Raw genomic sequence first — 17,061 nt, forward strand, 5'->3', positions numbered from 1 at the left:
TCAAATCATTCAGCTCTCTATTTATATGTGTTCCTTTACTTTATTAACGTTCTTCCACCAATTTTTATTTTTTATGTTCCATTCAATCGTCTTGTACAAGCCTTCTTCAAAGGAATACTCCGGTTTCCATCCCAGCTCGTTCATGATTTTCGCCGGATTGTTCGCATAACGGTAATCTTGGCCGGGGCGGTCTTCCACAAACCGGATCAAGTCTTTTGGTTTGTTCAATATTTCCAGGATGAAGTGAACGACATCAATGGTCCGTTTTTCTTCCCCGGATCCGATATTGTATATTTCTCCCCTCTTCCCATAATGAAGAACCGTATTGATCGCAGCATTATTGTCCTTAACAAATACCCAGTCCCTAATGGTCAATCCTTGTCCGTGAATGGGAATCGGCTGGTCGTTCAATGCATGTAATATGGTCATGGGGATCAGTTTCTCTGGATGCTGCGAGGGTCCGTAAGTATTGCCAAAACGGACAATATTGAAGGGAAGACTGTAAGTATTGCTGTAGGAGCGGATTAATAAGTCGGCGCTTGCCTTGCTGGCCGAATAAGGATTGTTCGGCGCAAGCGGAGACAGTTCCGTGAATTCGCCTTCATCCTGCAGTGAACCGTATACTTCGTCGGTCGAAATTTGAACAAACAGCTTAATACCGTGCTTGACCGCCGAATCAAGCAAGACCTGCGTTCCGTTCACATTTGTTTGGACAAAAATCCGAGGATCCCGAATGCTTCTGTCTACATGCGACTCCGCCGCAAAATTGACGATAATATCGATGCCATATTCACGAAATATGGAATCCACAAGATCGGGATCGCCAATATCCCCTTGGATAAAAGAATGATTGCTGTATGGACGGATGTCCATGAGGTTATTGGGGTTTCCCGAGTATGTTAATTTATCGAGATTAATAAAACGGTACGACTGATATCTAGGCAGCATATATCTCAAGAAGTTGCTGCCCACAAATCCCGCCCCGCCTGTAACGAGAATAGTAGGGGAGGCAATCCCGAAGTTGGGGTCCATCATAATCTCCCTCATTTCCCCTTTGTTATATTTGGAAGAGGAGTTCGGAATATCCTGATTAATCCAAACTCCATATAGAGTTAGTATTCGAGAGAAAGTGATTTTCACCTTAAGTCAATATGACTAAATTTCCTGCTCAAATAGTACTAATTTAATGCATTGTATATTTGGTTGCGGAACTTTCCACCCGACTTTATCAGATGAGACTATTTCGAGAAAAGAATCTAGGTGAGGGAGAGGATTTTCCATGTTGTCTATATCCAAACTGATATCGGTTATTTCTGCTCTTCTTATTTTCGTTCCCTCATCTAATTTCACGGTTCAGAATTCTATTGGTTTTTGAAACCCGCCCGCTATCAGTCATTACCGTGATACAACAAATGCTCAATGATATGATAAGAGCTAATAAAGTGGTAAAGACCTGGCTAGGAAAAGAAAGCCCAATGATCGTTTAGATCGGCAGCAGCGTCACCGCAGGCTCCGGAGCGAGTAAACCTGAGTATTCGTGGGCAGGCCTTTTGAAACGACATTGGTTTAACTCAATCAAAAGTTACTTTACGGAACCAACTGCTCAATAAGAGCAAAAATGCCTCGTAAAGGATTTCAAGCAGCTTTTGCTTTATATAGAGAGCCAAGGAACAAAATCTTTGCAAGTGTAATTCGACTTATAACTAAATGCAGAAACACGGGAATGATGACTCCAAGCAATAAATACTGGATGACTGTCTGCTCACCGGTCAATTCTTCAAAGACTAAGTTTATCGGGAAATGCATATACATAATAGTTAGGGACATTAATCCGATATACGATAATATCTTGGCAACCGTTTTGAGTCGAACAATCCAGTAACTAATTGTTAAGAAAGAAAGTGTCATTGCGAGCGGTATGAATAAATCAAGAAACCAGTTCGTATATTCGAGGACTTTCATATCAAGCTTATACTGAAACAGATGTAAGAGATCGCCTGTAATCAAAATAGCTGGTAACATCAGAGCGCAAAGAAATACAATTCGATATTGAAAAAGTTTTTGTAAAATTGGTCTTACATAGTATCCGGCAGCGTAATAGGTCATCGCCAGGAAAGCTACATCCGCATTCCAAGGAATATTTGCATTCGGAAAGAAGCTCGTTTCGACATGAGCTAATATGTATAATACGAGGATGACTGCAATTTGAAGTGGTATTTGTTTTATCAGAGTGGTTAAACCGGCCATTACCACTTGAGTTATAAGGAGACAAGTAACAAACCAAAATACTGCATATCCTCCCGTGAGCATCTGACCGCCGTAAAGCAGATTACCTAAGTCCCTTAACAAAATTTTGATATCCAAGTGGCCATTTTTGACTTCTTTACCGATCTCCAAAACAGTAATAAGAAGACCAAATGATTATTGCAGTTGTTCTAGGGCACTCAAATCCTGAAAGTATGTTATCTCACTATATTTACTGGTTTCACATGCCTCTTTTTTTCTTTCTGAGCGGATATACTTTCAAACCATTATCATCCGGTAAACCTTTGGCAACGTCAATCCAGATCTCGCGCTTTGACAAGATTCTCCTTAAAAAATTGATTATTTTTTATATCTATTCATAGATTCCGAATAGTGTTAGAATTACCAATGTTACAATTCAGGAGCCATTTACTAGATCCATCCCATTCTTTTTCATATATACCGAATTCTTAGTAAGTCCATATTTAATTATAGATGATGATTTATTTATCAATTGATTTTTAATTGCCAGGTAGGACTGTTTAGGTTTATAGTACTTGTCAAAAATTAATGGCATTGCACTTGCAGATGAAGAATATTTATCAGTTAGTCCCCAGATTATAAACGCTTTACAAATACCATTAGAATTCAAACAAATATTGAACAATTCTCCATATTTCACTGCCTGCTCAGTTAATTGTATAGGCAATTTATTTAAATCTGTGACCTTTACATCTACCTCTGTAAAATGAACAATCATTCCTGCTTTTTTCAACCGCCGCATATTTTCTTCTATTTTTTTATAGTTTATATCTGAATTAACACTAAAATGCATCTGAAAACCAATTCCATGTATTGGAGTCCCTTTACCTTTAAGTTCTCTTACAAGATTATATATAGCATTTGATTTTGGATTGATCCCTTCATTGCTATAATCGTTATAAAATAACAAGGCATTTGGATCAGCTTCATGAGCAAATTGAAATGCTAAAGGTATATATTCTTTTCCGATAGATTTTAACCATATTGAGTCTCTGTATGTTCCATCTTCATTAAAAGCCTCGTTTACAACATCCCAAGCAAAAATTTTTCCTTTATACCTGCCAACCACATTTGTAATATGATCTCGGAGAATCTGAATCATCTCATCTTTAGTAAAATTACCATTTTGTAGCCAATCCGGGTTTGAAGTATGCCAAACTAATGTGTGGCCTCTTATCTTCAAGTCGTTATTTATTGCATAATTCACAATTGCATCCGCCTTAGTATAGTCATATGTCCCTATTATTGGGTGAACACGACTAAACTTTATATCATTTTCAATTGTTAAAGCATTGTATTCATTTGCTAAAAGAGATCTATAAGTAGAATCTCTGCTTAGTTTGCTATAATTCACTGCTGCACCAACAAGGATATTATTCTTATCGGCTAATTTTCTCAAAGTCAAGTCGCTCAATTTCTTATCTCCATTTGTTAGCTGTAATAATAAAGCCCCAGAGGAGGCTACAACTATTACTGTAACAAAAATGAATAAATTGAATCTCCTCAGCTTTGACATCATCTGAATACTACCTTCCGATTGTTTAGACACTTTAACATAAAATCATAATAGTTTTTACTTAGACACTATTCTCAGACTCATTTTGTATTCTAGAAAAGTAGATCCCTATAATTATCAATAGGATGCCACTGAAATTTATTCCAAAAGTACTTTCCTGTAACAATGAAGCTATAAGTAATGAAAACAATATCCCCGATGCAATGATGTATTTACCTCTCAATTCTCCTGAATGCTCAGTACTGTATTTAAGCATTGTTACTACCGCACCAATAAAAAATCCCAAAAACAATAATACTCCTGGGTAGCCTAGTTGGTACAATAATACACCAAAAAAGCTCTCAGCTCCGGTATGTGTTACAAACCATGCCGAAATTCCGGATTGGATAGCGTAATAATTACCTCCATTACCCAATCCCATTCCAAATGGGATGTTATGGGAGTTTAATATTGGTTCAATTAACCCTGCCATATGAACATCTGAACTTGATTTAATATCAATATTGAATAATATAATGAAAGAGATAATTATCACGCTTATAAAAAGTATTATTATATTTCTTGGTTTTAATTTCAAAAATTTTAAAGCGATTATCCAAACATATGTTATTAATACTACTCCAATTGCCCCCTTAACAAGAGTACAGAGCAATGCGGCAGCCAATATCCATTGTGTTATAGGGTTGTTTCTTTTTCTTAACCAAGTACATAAGAGAGCCGTTGCTAAGAAATAACCTAAACTTATTGGATCAAAAAAAATCGAGAACATTCTTGGAAGTATCAATGCTCCTAATTGAGTCATAAAATCTGGGTGAGATTCAAACACACCACGTTTAGCTTCTTGAATTATTCCAAAATTAAACCACTCACTCCATATCGGTGAGTCATTCCCGATCATCATAAACAAAAAACCGATAACAGCAACAATAACACCACTTTTAACAACGATCGAATATACATTTTCTAAATCAATTGCTTTGTTTCTAAAACCAAAGAACAGAAGCCTGCCGATTGCATAAGATACAAATAAAATCAAAAAAACTCTTATGTAATAAGCTTTTGCATCTAAAGTTGCGCTTGATACAAAAAAACTCAATAAAACTATTAACACAATTCCTAAAAATATTTTTTCAAATCGAAATAGTCTTAAATTATTCTTAAACTTTATAAAAAGAAACAAGACAAATATAATTGCAAATACTTCTTTATAAACAAGAGCTAATTTAAGATTTTGACCACTTGTCTGATTTTCGGAAAAAACGTTACCTAAGCCAATCAGTAAATTTTGAGAAATAATAATTAGAATTAGATGATATAATAAATAAATAGGAGTTTTAAAATAAAATATATACAAGAATGAATATATAATTGTCACAAATACATTAATAATGTATAATGTTGTGATCTGGGTATAGTTTACCATTAACATTATGAATAAAAACTGTATAAAGAAAGGGAAAATCAAATAAATAGGAAGAAATTTTTCTCTTTCGCTTGATCGAAACAGTAATGTTTCCCTCACTCTCATTCATTCCTCTCTTTACTATTACAATTAACTCTTTATCATCTCAAAAATTTTATCATCTCAATTTAAATTGTCTTAATACCCATAATAATGGTTTCAATAGGAAATATAAAAAAAATAATTGTTTTGGTAATTTTAACGTCATGAAATCCCTTTTGTTCGGAAGTAATTGACTATAAACATACTTAATTTTTTGATGCGTCGGATTGATAAATAACAAATAAATTCGGAAATATATTCTTAGCAAAGTCGGTAAGTTATCAAATTGAACCACGTTACGTATAAATAGCATACTCATTTTTGCTAATTTTCTTGACTTTTTTGTAAAATGTGTATCTTTAACACTTCTCGTTATAGGAGTACCTAAAAGGGATTCAGCTAAAATCAATGATTGTGCGCCAATAGAGGAGTTATTATATAGATCCATGTTCCTTAAAACATTATCTACTTTTTCATTTTTATTTATTATCCTGTCCATATCTAAAAGCCACTTTAATCGAAACCATGCATGACCTGCACCATGAATTGCTAAATACATAAATAGGTCTGCTTCACCTAGCAGATATACGTTCTTGTTTAGTTTACTTGCTGTTCTGCTTTCCCATAATTGATTAAATACCAGCTCTTTTATAGAGCCGGTATTTAATCTCCAATGTAATTCAATTTCTATTTTTTTGATTGGGTGATAAAAACTCAGATGATGTTCGTGCCATTTTCTGCTGGATCGTAAAAAGTCATCTACTCGGTCTAAGCATATATACCCCAATTGTTCAAGAATTACTTTGCTTTTAGATATATCATTTTCAGATACTAATAAATCAATATCCTTTGAAGTTCGAAGAGTAATATCACCATATAACTCATATCCAAGAATTGGACCTTTTAATGATATCGTTTTAACATCATTTTCAATTAAAACATTCGATACTCGAATTGTTTCAGCACATAATTCAAGCATCATATAAGAATTTCGTTTATACTCTTTTTCTAATATATCTAACACAAAAACTGGTACTGCCATTTGATTTAATCGTTTTAATCTCGTATATAATATTGAGTAAACCTTATGATGGATAGCCAATTCGACAAAGAGATCCCAATTAATATTTTTAATTAAGTTTGCAATCCGTTCCTCTTGCAGATCCCTTGATGAAATTAAGAGTAACAGCAAATTTAACTCTTTTTGTTCATTTGATAATAATATCAAAGTTCAACATCTCCTAAACAAACAATACAGGGCTTTTATCTTTCACACCTTTATTTAAGCTAGGTCTGCCAACCGAATAATAAGTTAGATCGGTGCCATACAATTGTACTTCGTTATAAATATTTCTTCCGTCAATAAGATTTGGTCTTTTTAGCCACTTTTGAATGGTCGTTGGATTTATTAGCGAAAATTCTTCCCATTCTGTTAAAATACAGAGTGCATCAGAGTCAAGAGCAACATCTTTTGCAGTATCACAATAGATAATATTATGACTTAATCGAAATGTTTTCTTAAAATTTTCTATTGCTAATGGGTCATATGCTTTTACTTTCCCCCCGCAATCCAATATTGATTTTATAATTTCATATGCTGGAGTATCTCTAACATCATCTGTATTGGGTTTAAAAGCCAGACCCCATATACCAACAGTTTTGTTTTCTAAATCGTTTAATATTAACTTTAGTTTGGTTAAAACATTAAACCTCTGATCATTATTTACTTCTACCACCGACTTTAATAACTTAAAGTCATAATTCATTTGTCCTGCAATTTGAATTAACGCTTGTGTATCTTTGGGGAAGCAAGAACCGCCGTATCCGATACCTGGATTTAAAAATGAGTTGCCGATTCTGTGATCATATCCCATACCGAGAGCGACTTGAGTCACATCAGCGCCAACTTTTTCGCAAATATTTGCAATTTCATTAATAAACGATATTTTAGTCGCTAGAAATGCATTTGAAGCGTATTTAATCATTTCTGAACTCCTAATATCCGTCACTAAAATATTTCTTGTAAAAGGTTTATGAAGTTCAGATAAAACATCCGCAGCATATTTACTATTTGTTCCAATAACAACTCGATTAGAGTTCAATGTATCTTGTATTGCTGACCCTTCTCTTAAAAATTCTGGAACCGACGCTACGTCAAACACAACATCTGTTTGTGCGGATATAATACTTTCTACAATTTCGTTCGTTCCAACTGGAACTGTACTTTTTGTCACTATAATTTTGTAACCATTAATAGAAACACCGATTTCGTTTGCAACATTTTTCACGAAATCCAGATTTGCTCTTCCATCCGGTAACGAAGGAGTGCCTACTGCTATTATTATAATGTCAGAATCTTTAACTGATTGTTCAATACCAGTAGTAAACTTCAGTCGGCCCAACTCCATATTTTTATCAATTAATTCTTTTAGACCAGGTTCATAAATCGGAACGACGCCTGAATTTAGCATTTCAATTTTTTCTTGAACTTTATCTACACAAACAACTTCATTTCCCGCATCAGCATAACATACTCCTGATACAAGACCTACATATCCAGTTCCAATAACACTTATTTTCAAAACCCCTCACTCCTTAATTCATATTATTTTTTCAATATATTTTTTTATGTCGTTCAATAGAAATTGACTTTCATTGGCATATTTCGCATATTCTTTGGTTTTTATTATTTCTATTTTTTGTGCTAGGTCATTTATGTTATATACAACTTCAATAAATCCTTTTTTTTCAAACATCATTGCAATTTCTAACTGGTGATCATCAATATGTTCATCAAATTTCTTTTGTCTTGGTACAACGATTATTTTCTTTCCTTTTTTCAACCCTTTGATAATTGAACTTGTTCCTGAATGAGTAATGATTAAGTCAGATTGATCAAAATAACGATCCATTTCATCTGAACTAATTAATGTAATATATTTATAGTTCTTTGGTATGTAAGTGGAGTAACCAATTTGAGCAAACATATCCGACTTAATTATTCCTTCTTGAATCAGTTCATCAACTTTTGTTAATAGCCTATTAAATTGAAACCTTTGCGTCCCAACTGTTAAGAGTATCAATAGATAGTCCCCCTATATACAGAGTTAGGATAATACTTTATTAGTTGCTCCCACTGGACATAAAAACGATCTGAGAAACGGTACAATATTTTGCCGGTTAATGTTGGCGTACTAATCTTTGCAAAGCTTTCTATAAAGACTAGTTTTGAGCCCATTAATTTACCAAACAGGCAAATAGGGATAACCGCTCCTGCACCTGTACTGATAATTATTGAAGGTCGTTCTCGGAGAATGATATAGATTGAAATAATAATATTGTATAAAGCACAGTATAAGAAAAGGATGTTTTTTCTCTCCTGTTGTTTTAAGTAATATTTTTCCTCTTTGTTATTATTATCACTCATTTTATTGAACTCAGTAACAACAAAATAATTGTAATTCGATAATATAGGTATTATTTGTTTTAGTTGAGCTAAGTGTCCACCAGTTGAGCTTACAAGACAAATCTTGTCCATAACATCGTCCACTCCATAATTAAAAAATATTGATAAAATTAACTTGAGCTGTATTTTAACTTTAGAATAAAAACCCTGCATTTAAATAATGCAGGGTTTTTAACTTATCAGATATTAACTTTTGTGATTCATGAAGCTTTATAAACAGTCAAAAGCTTCTCAATGACTATCTGTAGATCATGTTTTTTAGCATTTTCCTTACTTTTCAGTCCATATCGTAGTCTTAATTGATTATCATTAATTAGCTTCTCTATTGCAATTGCTAATGAAACGGTATCTCCAGGCTCAAGAAGAAAACCATTTTCATTATTTTTTACAATTTCGGGAATTCCACCAACATTCGTACTTATAATTGGCATTCCATAGGCCATCGCTTCTAGAATTGAGATCGGAAGACCTTCTGCATAAGAAGGTAAAATGTAGACATCAGCGTTTGATAAAAATTTGTTCTTTTGAACGCCGTCGATCCAACCATGTACAATACATGAACCCGTTAATTGTTTAGATATAATATATTCTTTTAGCTTATCGATCTCGTTATTTCCACAAATATGTAAAACAACACGTTGCCTAGCTTCGTTCGGTAATTGTGATATAGCATCAACCAAATCATAAATTCCTTTTCTTTTCCCTATTTCCCCCATAAACAGCAACTGTATTTTTTGATTTGGTTCCTTTAACTTTTCAATCTCGGAATCCTTAGGTATGTTAATCGGGTTAGGTAATACTACAATTTTTTGATTTTGACAATATGATCGAACCAGCTTTCTCATCTGATCTGAAAGTACAATGATGCAATCTGCTTTATTCAAAGTATTCTTGACGACCCACGAATTAAAGTGATTACTTTTTTGAAAAGCTTCAAAACCCGATGCATGAATATGAAAAACAATCTTCTTCCTTAATAACTTTGAGACAATGGTGTAAATTGCTTTTCTATAAAAACTTCCCTTTGCCGCAGAATGCAAATGAATGACATCAAAAGTCCATGCATAAAAAGGAAATTTCAGGATCATTACAATTGAATACACAATACGGGCTAAAGAGTTTGACCTATTGGTATAGGATGGATACCGCTCAATAATTAGTTCCTCTTTACTTCTCTTCAACCCTTCAATCAAGGATACAATTACTGAATTTATGCCTCCTTTAACGGTATTAGAATTGCCCACCAGTAATACTTTCATAAAAATATTCACCCGCTTGGCTTTTATCAATTAGATAAAAAATTTGGAAAAGATTCAGGATCTCCCTTAAGACTAGGCCTGCTTTTGAAGTTCAACATGGTGCTTATTTTTATCTAGTCCTTGCTCTTTTTTAATTAGCACTCCAACGGAAATCCAAAGAAGGATACCTAATAATGCATTGCTAATAATGCCTGTATAAACAGCTCCAAGCCATGAGTACTCTGGTATTAAAATAAAATTCAAAATTATGTTGAATATTGCGATAAAAATTTGTATAAAACTTCTCAAGCCTTGATATCCAGCGCCGGAGATTGTATCAGCTGCAAAATAATGAATTGTCTTTAAAAGAGGAATTACAGATAATAATTTTACGATTTCTATAGAATTTTCAAAATCTTCTCCCAGGAATAGTGGTAAAATCGGGGCGAAAGTATACATTGCTATTCCAATTACAATCGAGTATATCAGTGCAAATGGGATAATCTTCTTAGTATACAAATAACCATTTTTTACTCCGAGTTCCCCATGTTGAAAAAACTTCGGGTATGTAGCATTCAATAATGATCTAATTGGAGTAAAGGCTACATCGATTACTCTATATGCCGCAGCGAATATCCCTGACGCTTCAAGAGTAGAGAGTCTTGTTAGCAAAGTCTTATCTATATCATTATATATATTTTGTGAAGAAAGGCTTACCGAAAAATATATACCCTCAAGTAAATTGCTAAACCATGTTTTGACATTGAATTGTGGTTTGCCTAATTGAAAAATTGCAAAGAATGTAGCTAAACCAGAACTCAATAATGTCGAGCTAAGATAAATTATAGCCCAATATTCTAGGGTAACTTTACTTCCTAAAATCAGTAACACTACAGAGCCTAATAATCTCGAGGCACTTATTAAGAATGAAAGATATGCAGTCCATTTCATCCGTTCAAAAGCTTGAAATGCTTGACCGCACATATCCAAAAGCCTCATTAAAAGTCCATCAGATAAAACAACACAAACAATCAAAATGAAAGGGATCGTTCCAGGCAAAAATAGATTACAGCCTAGAACCAATAAACTCATTAATAAAAGTGATGACCATAGTAACTTCCCTAAAGCGGTTCCCCATTCACTAAAGTAAATAGAATGATTTCTTGATACATTTTTTATTAGAATGTTTCCTGATCCAAGTCCAATGAAAGGTGAAACAATTCCAACCAAGGCTGTAACTCCAACAAAAGCACCAAAACCGTCTGCACCAAGTGCTCTGGCAACAATAACAAAGTAAACAGCCTGCATAAATACCCTAGAGAAATTCCCGGCAAGCATCCATAGGGTGTTTAATGATAAGGAGCTTTTCTTCACATAACCACTTCTATTCTTAATAATATTTCTGTGCTAATATGCATTCTTTGGAACAAATACCTGATAAATCGTTTTTATTATTATTTCTACATCAACTATCAAGCTTCTTTGGGAAATATACTTCAGATCTAAATCGACCATTTGGCTAAAACTTAGTTGATTTCTCCCGCTAATTTGCCACAGTCCGGTACAACCTGGGGTCACTGTTAAACGTAATTTATCATAAGAAGTGTAATTCATTACCTCGCGTGGTAGAGCAGGTCTTGGTCCAACAAGTGACATATCTCCCCGAATTACATTCCATAATTGAGGTAATTCATCTATACTTGTTTTGCGAATAAATTTACCTACTCGAGTTATTCGAGGGTCCTCTTTCATCTTAAACATTGCGCCACTTATTTCGTTCTTATCCAAAAGCCCTTCTAATAATTCTTCTGCATTGGATACCATTGATCTAAACTTATACATTCGAAATGGAATCTCATTCTTCCCAATACGGGTTTGATAAAAAAATACGGACCCTTTTGGGTCCTCCATTTTTATAATAATGGCTACAATAATGAAAACAGGCGATAGTAACAAGAGCCCAATAATTGATAGTACGACATCCATAGTTCGTTTTATGGCGAGATAAAAATATATTGATCTATCATTTATTTGGTTTAAAGAGCTGCCTTCCATTACTACAGCCTTTGATTCATTATTTTGCTGAGTAGAAGCCATCGATATTTTCACCTCATTAACGATTTATTTTAGATGAATGTTCTCGTTCGATGATTGCTTCAAGACCTTCCATTAGGGGTTCGCGCAATTCTTTATTTTTCAGTGCAAAGTCTAGCGTTGTCATAATAAACCCAAGTTTTTCACCTACATCATAACGAGTTCCATAAAAATCATAAGCATAAACACCCTGACTTTCATTTAACTTCTGAATTGCATCCGTTAATTGAATTTCCCCACCTGCTCCCTCTTCTTGCATTGCTAAATAATCGAATATATCTGAAGTCAAAATATACCTTCCCATTATTGCTAAATTCGATGGAGCAGTCCCTGGTGCAGGCTTTTCAACAAATTTATTTACTTCGTACAACCTTCCTAAATGAGTCATTGGATCAACTATCCCATACCTATGCGTTTGATTATGGGGGACACTTTGAACACCAATAACAGACTTCTGTAGTTGTTCAAATTGTTCTATTAACTGTCGAACACATGGTTTCTCTGCTTGAACGATATCGTCTCCTAACAAGACGGCAAACGGCTCATTGCCGATAAAGTTGCGGGCGCACCATACTGCATGGCCTAACCCCTTGGCTTCTTTCTGACGTATATAATGAATATCGACATTGGATGAACGCCTAACTTCATCTAACAAGTCAAATTTCCCTTTACTGAATAGATTATTTTCTAACTCGAATGCATGGTCAAAATGATCTTCAATGGCTCGTTTTCCTTTACCTGTAACAATAATAATGTCTTCAATTCCTGACTCTACCGCTTCTTCGACGATGTATTGAATCGTTGGTTTATCTACGATCGGAAGCATTTCCTTCGGCATGGCTTTCGTAGCGGGCAAAAATCTCGTACCTAAACCGGCTGCTGGGATGATAGCTTTTTTTACTTTTTTCATAAAAACATCTCCTATCCTCTATTTAATTGACACCATTGATGTTAAAAAGCATAGCTATCACCTCTTCGTTTACGAAAAGGTAGTAGCTATCCTTTCTAAATAATAGGGCATCAAACCCCGCCTCACGTCACACCCTCGACAATAAACGTCTAAGGTTACCAACCCACAGCGTGACCGAGTGCCTACAGTGATAAAGGTACAGTAGGCATTACCTAAAGCATTCGCTTACCCGTAATACTTCATATAAAAGATTTCTTGATCGTCCCGATTCGTTTGATTCAATACAATGCCGATGACATTGGCGTTTACGTGATCCAGTTGTTCTTTCGCTTTTTGGAGCCGGTTCTTCTTTACTTTCCCGGCAGCTGCGACGATGACTACCGCATCGCACATCACGCTTACGATGGCACTGTCAGTCACTGCAAGGATCGGCGGCGTATCGATAAGAATAACATCGAAATCATTTTTTAATTGATCCAACAGATTTCGCATAGTGTCTGACGAGAGGAGCTCCGATGGAGTATTCGGAATCGGACCGGAAGGAAGAAGGTAAAGATTATCCACGATGGTATCTTTGATCACTTCTAAGCGGCTCGATTCATTGTTCAGCACCGAACTTAGCCCCGCCCGATTTGGAAGCGAAAAAAATTGATGCAGCGAAGGCTTTCTCATATCCGCATCGATAATCAGCACTTTTTTTCCTTCTTGTGCATAGGTAACGGCCAGATTGCTGACGGTAATCGATTTGCCTTCTCCCGGCTGAGAGGAAGTAATCATAATGACTTGGAATGGCCGCTCAACGGAAGCAAACTGAATGTTTGTTCGCAACGTTCGATAAACCTCGGAAATAGGGATTTTCGGATTCAATGTAACGATGAGATTGCTATTATTGATTGATCGTCGCATATTGGCTTTCACCTACTTGTGTTTTTTGGGAGGCTATCGCTTTACGGGATGCTTTCAACTCTTCTTTGGTGATTTTTCCTACTACAGCAAGAACAGGAACATTAATCAATTCAGCGAGATCGTTTTCTGTCTTTAATGTGTCATCCAGGTAGTCGAGTAAGAACACCAGGCCGATTGCAAGCATAAGAGAGGCGACAAATGCGATGAGTATATTCATGACCGGATTTAAATTAATCGGGCCGACTGGTGCTTGAGGATTAGCCTGGGTAAGAATGGTGATATTGTCCACATTCATAATTTGAGGGATTTCTTCTTTAAAAACGGTTGCTACCGCATTAACGACAGTTGCAGCTCGTTCGTAAGACGTATCCTGATAAGTTAAATTCATCACTTGCGAATTGCTGGCGGACGTTACCGCAATATTGGAAGAAATTTGTCCTGCGCTTGCGCCTAAATCCGGGTAGCGTTCAACGACTTTATTCATAATCGCTTCGGATTTAATGATTTCTTTGTAAGAATTGATAAACAAAATGCTAGTCTGCAGCGTGGAGACGTTTATATTCTGACCGTCGCCGGCATCGGACTGATTGACGATAATTTTGGCATTCGCGGCATACACCGGCGTAGTAAAAAAGATACTTTTTACCCCTGTTCCGAGAACGGCTACAACCACGATCGCTGCAATCAGCCACCATTTTTTTTGAATGATCTTAAAGTACTGTTTTAATTCCATTGCGGCTAACCTCCACTCAATAGATTGATCATCGATAAAAGCATCTATTAAAACCGACAATTACTATCACCTAGTCCTAATAGAATGGTATTTTCGATACATTTTGTATACCTCGCAATCCCTACTTTACGATACGAAATGTAACATGTCAAGGACTATTTTCATCCTGTTTTCAGGGAAATGACACGAATTGTATCGCCAGTTTATTGATATCGCTTGCATTTGGCGGGATTTGCATTGGGAACCTGAGTGGACTATACTAACAAAAAAAATGGTTACACATCGTAACCATCAAGTCTTTCAAGCTGATATACAAATTGTATCGCCGCCTATATATAATAGAAGCGTTTACATAAGGAGGCCACTTGATGCGAATTTTGCTTACGCTTGTCTGGGCGATTGCCCTTTTTATTTTTACTTGCTCGGTTAATTTCCGGCTGCTGATTGAGCATCATTATGTGCATTTCATGTTCAATCCCAATCCCGATTGGTCCGAGCTGTTGGATCTGGATCTGGACTTTGCCGACTCCGATTGGCTGCTGCGCAAAATTGGGCATTTTGTCGGATTCGGCATTCTGGCCGTGCTGGCGTCGGATTTTGGCAAATATCGTACGGCTATCGCTTATTCGATCCTCTATGCCGCTTTTACGGAGGTGCTTCAGCTTTTCTTCTTCCGGGGCGGACGCATTTATGATGTCATAAATGATTCGGCAGGCATTTTATTGGCCTATATCCTATGCCTTATTTTCTTTGGGACAAGCAAACGTCATAAAAGAGCGTTTAATTAATCCTATATATTGTGCAACATTTCTCAATATGATATTTTAATTATGGAAATGATACGGATTTAGCCATCGATTCATGTCGTGGGAGGGATGTCGTATTCAATTGACGGCCAGGCAATTGGAACTCCTTGAATTAGTAAGGAAACACGCGCCTGTTACGGGAGAGCAGCTGGCGGAGTTTCTCGGCGTTAGCCGGCCGACGCTCCGTTCCGATCTCTCGCTGTTAGTCATGCTTGGATTGCTCGACGCCAAGCCGAAAGTCGGTTATTTCCTCGGAAATGCTTACGCACCCGAGAACAAATCCATGGAGCGGTTACATACCGTGACGGTCAAACAAGTAATGGGGGTTCCTGTCAATATTCCGGAGAAGCTGTCTGTTCACGATGCGGTGATTGCCTTGTTTACAGAGAACGCGAATACGCTGCTCATTGTGAATGACAACCAAAGACTGGTCGGAATCGTAACGCCTAAAGATCTTCTTAAGATTACGTTAGGCCATGCCGGTTCCACTTCGATCCCGATCAGCATGGTCATGACCCGGTATCCGAACATTGCGACTTTGCTTCCGGAGGATTCGGTGATGGATGCCATTCGCAAGATGCTCCTCTACCAAGTCGATTGTCTGCCGGTTATCGTGCCGGGCAGCGATACCAAGGAACCGCCGGAAATTGCGGGTTGGATGTCCAAGACGAACATCATCCGGGTCATGTCGGATGCGGCGGTCACAGAACAGGGGGATGCTCTGCAATGACGCAACCGACCATCTATGTATGCTCCGATGCCGTAGGAGAAACGGCGGAAGCCGTCGCGAAAGCGACGTTGCGCCAATTCGCATCCAATCCGGTCAAAATCAAGCGGTTCGGACATATTCGGCATGAAGAGGAGATTGCGAGAATCGTCGCGGAAGCGGCACAGTCCGGCGGGTTTATCAGCTATACGCTTGTTCAGCCCGAACTTCGCGAGTTCATGAAGCTGGAAGCGGCGAAGCATTCCATTCTGGCGGTCGACGTCATGGGACCGATGATGCAGGCCTTCATCGATACGTTCGGCAGCTTCCCGAAGCGGAAGCCGGGTCTGCTCCACTCTATCGACGACGATTACCATCGGCGAATGGAAGCCATCGAATTTGCGGTCCGCTACGATGACGGCAAAGACGTCAGAGGATTAATGCAGGCGCAAGTGGTGTTAATTGGCGTGTCGCGCACGTCCAAGACCCCGTTAAGCATATTCTTGTCTCATAAAGGAATCCGTACCGCCAACTTGCCGCTATTGCCGGAAGTCAAGCCTCCGGCCGAGCTCGTCGCCGAGCCGGGACGACTTATCGTCGGTCTTACGATGAGTCCCGAGCATCTGCTTGAAATTCGAACCGAACGACTGAACGCGCTGGGTCTTCCCGCCTCGAGCCAGTACGCTTCGCTGGAGCGCATTAACGAAGAGCTTCAATACGCTGCGGGTATAATGGATAAGCTGGGCTGTCCGGTTATCGACGTCACAAACCGGGCAATCGAAGAAACCGCCGGCATTATTATGAATTGGATACAGCAGTAACCGAAAGATCCGGCAGAAGATGCCAATACGACAACAGTATACGGATATATTCAACGTGGAGAGGGAGAGAGATAA

At 37.2% G+C, this 17,061-nt stretch carries 17 protein-coding genes; 3 read left to right on the plus strand and 14 right to left on the minus strand.

The genetic code is table 11. The annotated features are described in order from the left end of the window. Positions 1-21: 21 nt before the first annotated feature. The 14 genes from rfbB to ACFSW5_RS22815 all read right to left on the minus strand — a co-directional run bounded on the left by rfbB (position 22) and on the right by ACFSW5_RS22815 (position 14,653). Positions 22-1,035 carry a dTDP-glucose 4,6-dehydratase gene (gene rfbB, locus ACFSW5_RS22750; RefSeq protein WP_379278437.1) on the minus strand — a complete coding sequence of 338 codons (1,014 nt, stop codon included), beginning with the start codon at positions 1,033-1,035 and terminating at the stop codon, positions 22-24. A gap of 600 nt (positions 1,036-1,635) precedes the next feature. After that, positions 1,636-2,364, minus strand: a complete 729-nt coding sequence (locus ACFSW5_RS22755) for a hypothetical protein (RefSeq protein ID WP_379278439.1) — start codon at positions 2,362-2,364, stop codon at positions 1,636-1,638. 298 nt (positions 2,365-2,662) lie between these two features. Then, complete coding sequence (locus ACFSW5_RS22760) at positions 2,663-3,805, minus strand: endo-1,4-beta-xylanase (protein ID WP_379278441.1); 1,143 nt, start codon at positions 3,803-3,805, stop codon at positions 2,663-2,665. A gap of 58 nt (positions 3,806-3,863) precedes the next feature. Continuing rightward, positions 3,864-5,330 (minus strand): hypothetical protein, encoded by a 1,467-nt coding sequence (locus tag ACFSW5_RS22765; RefSeq protein ID WP_379278443.1) that lies wholly within the window; start codon positions 5,328-5,330, stop codon positions 3,864-3,866. A gap of 52 nt (positions 5,331-5,382) precedes the next feature. Beyond that, complete coding sequence (locus tag ACFSW5_RS22770) at positions 5,383-6,534, minus strand: nucleotidyltransferase domain-containing protein (protein WP_379278445.1); 1,152 nt, start codon at positions 6,532-6,534, stop codon at positions 5,383-5,385. 13 nt (positions 6,535-6,547) lie between these two features. Next, positions 6,548-7,888 (minus strand): UDP-glucose dehydrogenase family protein, encoded by a 1,341-nt coding sequence (locus ACFSW5_RS22775; RefSeq protein ID WP_379278447.1) that lies wholly within the window; start codon positions 7,886-7,888, stop codon positions 6,548-6,550. Positions 7,889-7,906: 18 nt separating this feature from the next. After that, complete coding sequence (gene pssE, locus ACFSW5_RS22780) at positions 7,907-8,389, minus strand: PssE/Cps14G family polysaccharide biosynthesis glycosyltransferase (protein ID WP_379278449.1); 483 nt, start codon at positions 8,387-8,389, stop codon at positions 7,907-7,909. Beyond that, positions 8,386-8,844, minus strand: a complete 459-nt coding sequence (pssD, locus tag ACFSW5_RS22785) for a PssD/Cps14F family polysaccharide biosynthesis glycosyltransferase (RefSeq protein WP_379278451.1) — start codon at positions 8,842-8,844, stop codon at positions 8,386-8,388. The genes pssE and pssD overlap by 4 nt, the downstream gene beginning before the upstream one ends. 128 nt (positions 8,845-8,972) lie before the next feature. Next, positions 8,973-10,031, minus strand: coding sequence for a glycosyltransferase family 4 protein (locus tag ACFSW5_RS22790; protein WP_379278454.1), 1,059 nt, complete (start codon positions 10,029-10,031; stop codon positions 8,973-8,975). A gap of 72 nt (positions 10,032-10,103) precedes the next feature. Next, positions 10,104-11,384, minus strand: a complete 1,281-nt coding sequence (locus tag ACFSW5_RS22795; RefSeq protein WP_379278456.1) for an oligosaccharide flippase family protein — start codon at positions 11,382-11,384, stop codon at positions 10,104-10,106. Positions 11,385-11,417: 33 nt separating this feature from the next. Beyond that, positions 11,418-12,065: a sugar transferase gene (locus ACFSW5_RS22800; RefSeq protein ID WP_379278733.1), complete on the minus strand. Its 648-nt coding sequence runs from the start codon at positions 12,063-12,065 to the stop codon at positions 11,418-11,420. Between the two features lie 58 nt (positions 12,066-12,123). After that, positions 12,124-13,014: a UTP--glucose-1-phosphate uridylyltransferase GalU gene (gene galU, locus ACFSW5_RS22805; RefSeq protein WP_379278458.1), complete on the minus strand. Its 891-nt coding sequence runs from the start codon at positions 13,012-13,014 to the stop codon at positions 12,124-12,126. Positions 13,015-13,239: 225 nt separating this feature from the next. Next, positions 13,240-13,920, minus strand: coding sequence for a CpsD/CapB family tyrosine-protein kinase (locus ACFSW5_RS22810; protein WP_379278461.1), 681 nt, complete (start codon positions 13,918-13,920; stop codon positions 13,240-13,242). Then, complete coding sequence (locus tag ACFSW5_RS22815) at positions 13,901-14,653, minus strand: YveK family protein (protein ID WP_379278464.1); 753 nt, start codon at positions 14,651-14,653, stop codon at positions 13,901-13,903. Before ACFSW5_RS22815 ends, ACFSW5_RS22810 begins: the two co-directional genes overlap by 20 nt. 368 nt (positions 14,654-15,021) lie before the next feature. Here ACFSW5_RS22815 and ACFSW5_RS22820 point away from each other — a divergent pair, with 368 nt between their 5' ends. The 3 genes from ACFSW5_RS22820 (at position 15,022) to ACFSW5_RS22830 (ending at position 16,986) form a co-directional block, all read left to right on the plus strand. Then, positions 15,022-15,441, plus strand: coding sequence for a VanZ family protein (locus tag ACFSW5_RS22820; protein WP_379278466.1), 420 nt, complete (start codon positions 15,022-15,024; stop codon positions 15,439-15,441). A 100-nt stretch (positions 15,442-15,541) separates the two neighbouring features. After that, positions 15,542-16,189 carry a CBS domain-containing protein gene (locus ACFSW5_RS22825; protein ID WP_379278468.1) on the plus strand — a complete coding sequence of 216 codons (648 nt, stop codon included), beginning with the start codon at positions 15,542-15,544 and terminating at the stop codon, positions 16,187-16,189. After that, positions 16,186-16,986 (plus strand): pyruvate, water dikinase regulatory protein, encoded by an 801-nt coding sequence (locus ACFSW5_RS22830; RefSeq protein ID WP_379278471.1) that lies wholly within the window; start codon positions 16,186-16,188, stop codon positions 16,984-16,986. Before ACFSW5_RS22825 ends, ACFSW5_RS22830 begins: the two co-directional genes overlap by 4 nt. Positions 16,987-17,061 lie beyond the last annotated feature (75 nt).

The sequence above is a fragment of the Paenibacillus thailandensis genome (assembly GCF_042685365.1).
Classification (GTDB): domain Bacteria; phylum Bacillota; class Bacilli; order Paenibacillales; family Paenibacillaceae; genus Paenibacillus_AP; species Paenibacillus_AP thailandensis.

Bases quoted from the DNA above. Each gene is read 5' to 3' on its own strand.
- ACFSW5_RS22790 (WP_379278454.1), bottom strand. From the start codon at position 10,031: ATGAAAGTATTACTGGTGGGCAATTCTAATACCGTTAAAGGAGGCATA.
- rfbB (WP_379278437.1), bottom strand. From the start codon at position 1,035: ATGATGGACCCCAACTTCGGGATTGCCTCCCCTACTATTCTCGTTACA.
- ACFSW5_RS22820 (WP_379278466.1), top strand. From the start codon at position 15,022: ATGCGAATTTTGCTTACGCTTGTCTGGGCGATTGCCCTTTTTATTTTT.
- ACFSW5_RS22815 (WP_379278464.1), bottom strand. From the start codon at position 14,653: ATGGAATTAAAACAGTACTTTAAGATCATTCAAAAAAAATGGTGGCTG.
- galU (WP_379278458.1), bottom strand. From the start codon at position 13,014: ATGAAAAAAGTAAAAAAAGCTATCATCCCAGCAGCCGGTTTAGGTACG.
- ACFSW5_RS22765 (WP_379278443.1), bottom strand. From the start codon at position 5,330: ATGAGAGTGAGGGAAACATTACTGTTTCGATCAAGCGAAAGAGAAAAA.
- ACFSW5_RS22760 (WP_379278441.1), bottom strand. From the start codon at position 3,805: ATGATGTCAAAGCTGAGGAGATTCAATTTATTCATTTTTGTTACAGTA.
- ACFSW5_RS22810 (WP_379278461.1), bottom strand. From the start codon at position 13,920: ATGCGACGATCAATCAATAATAGCAATCTCATCGTTACATTGAATCCG.
- ACFSW5_RS22830 (WP_379278471.1), top strand. From the start codon at position 16,186: ATGACGCAACCGACCATCTATGTATGCTCCGATGCCGTAGGAGAAACG.
- ACFSW5_RS22800 (WP_379278733.1), bottom strand. From the start codon at position 12,065: ATGGAAGGCAGCTCTTTAAACCAAATAAATGATAGATCAATATATTTT.
- pssD (WP_379278451.1), bottom strand. From the start codon at position 8,844: ATGGACAAGATTTGTCTTGTAAGCTCAACTGGTGGACACTTAGCTCAA.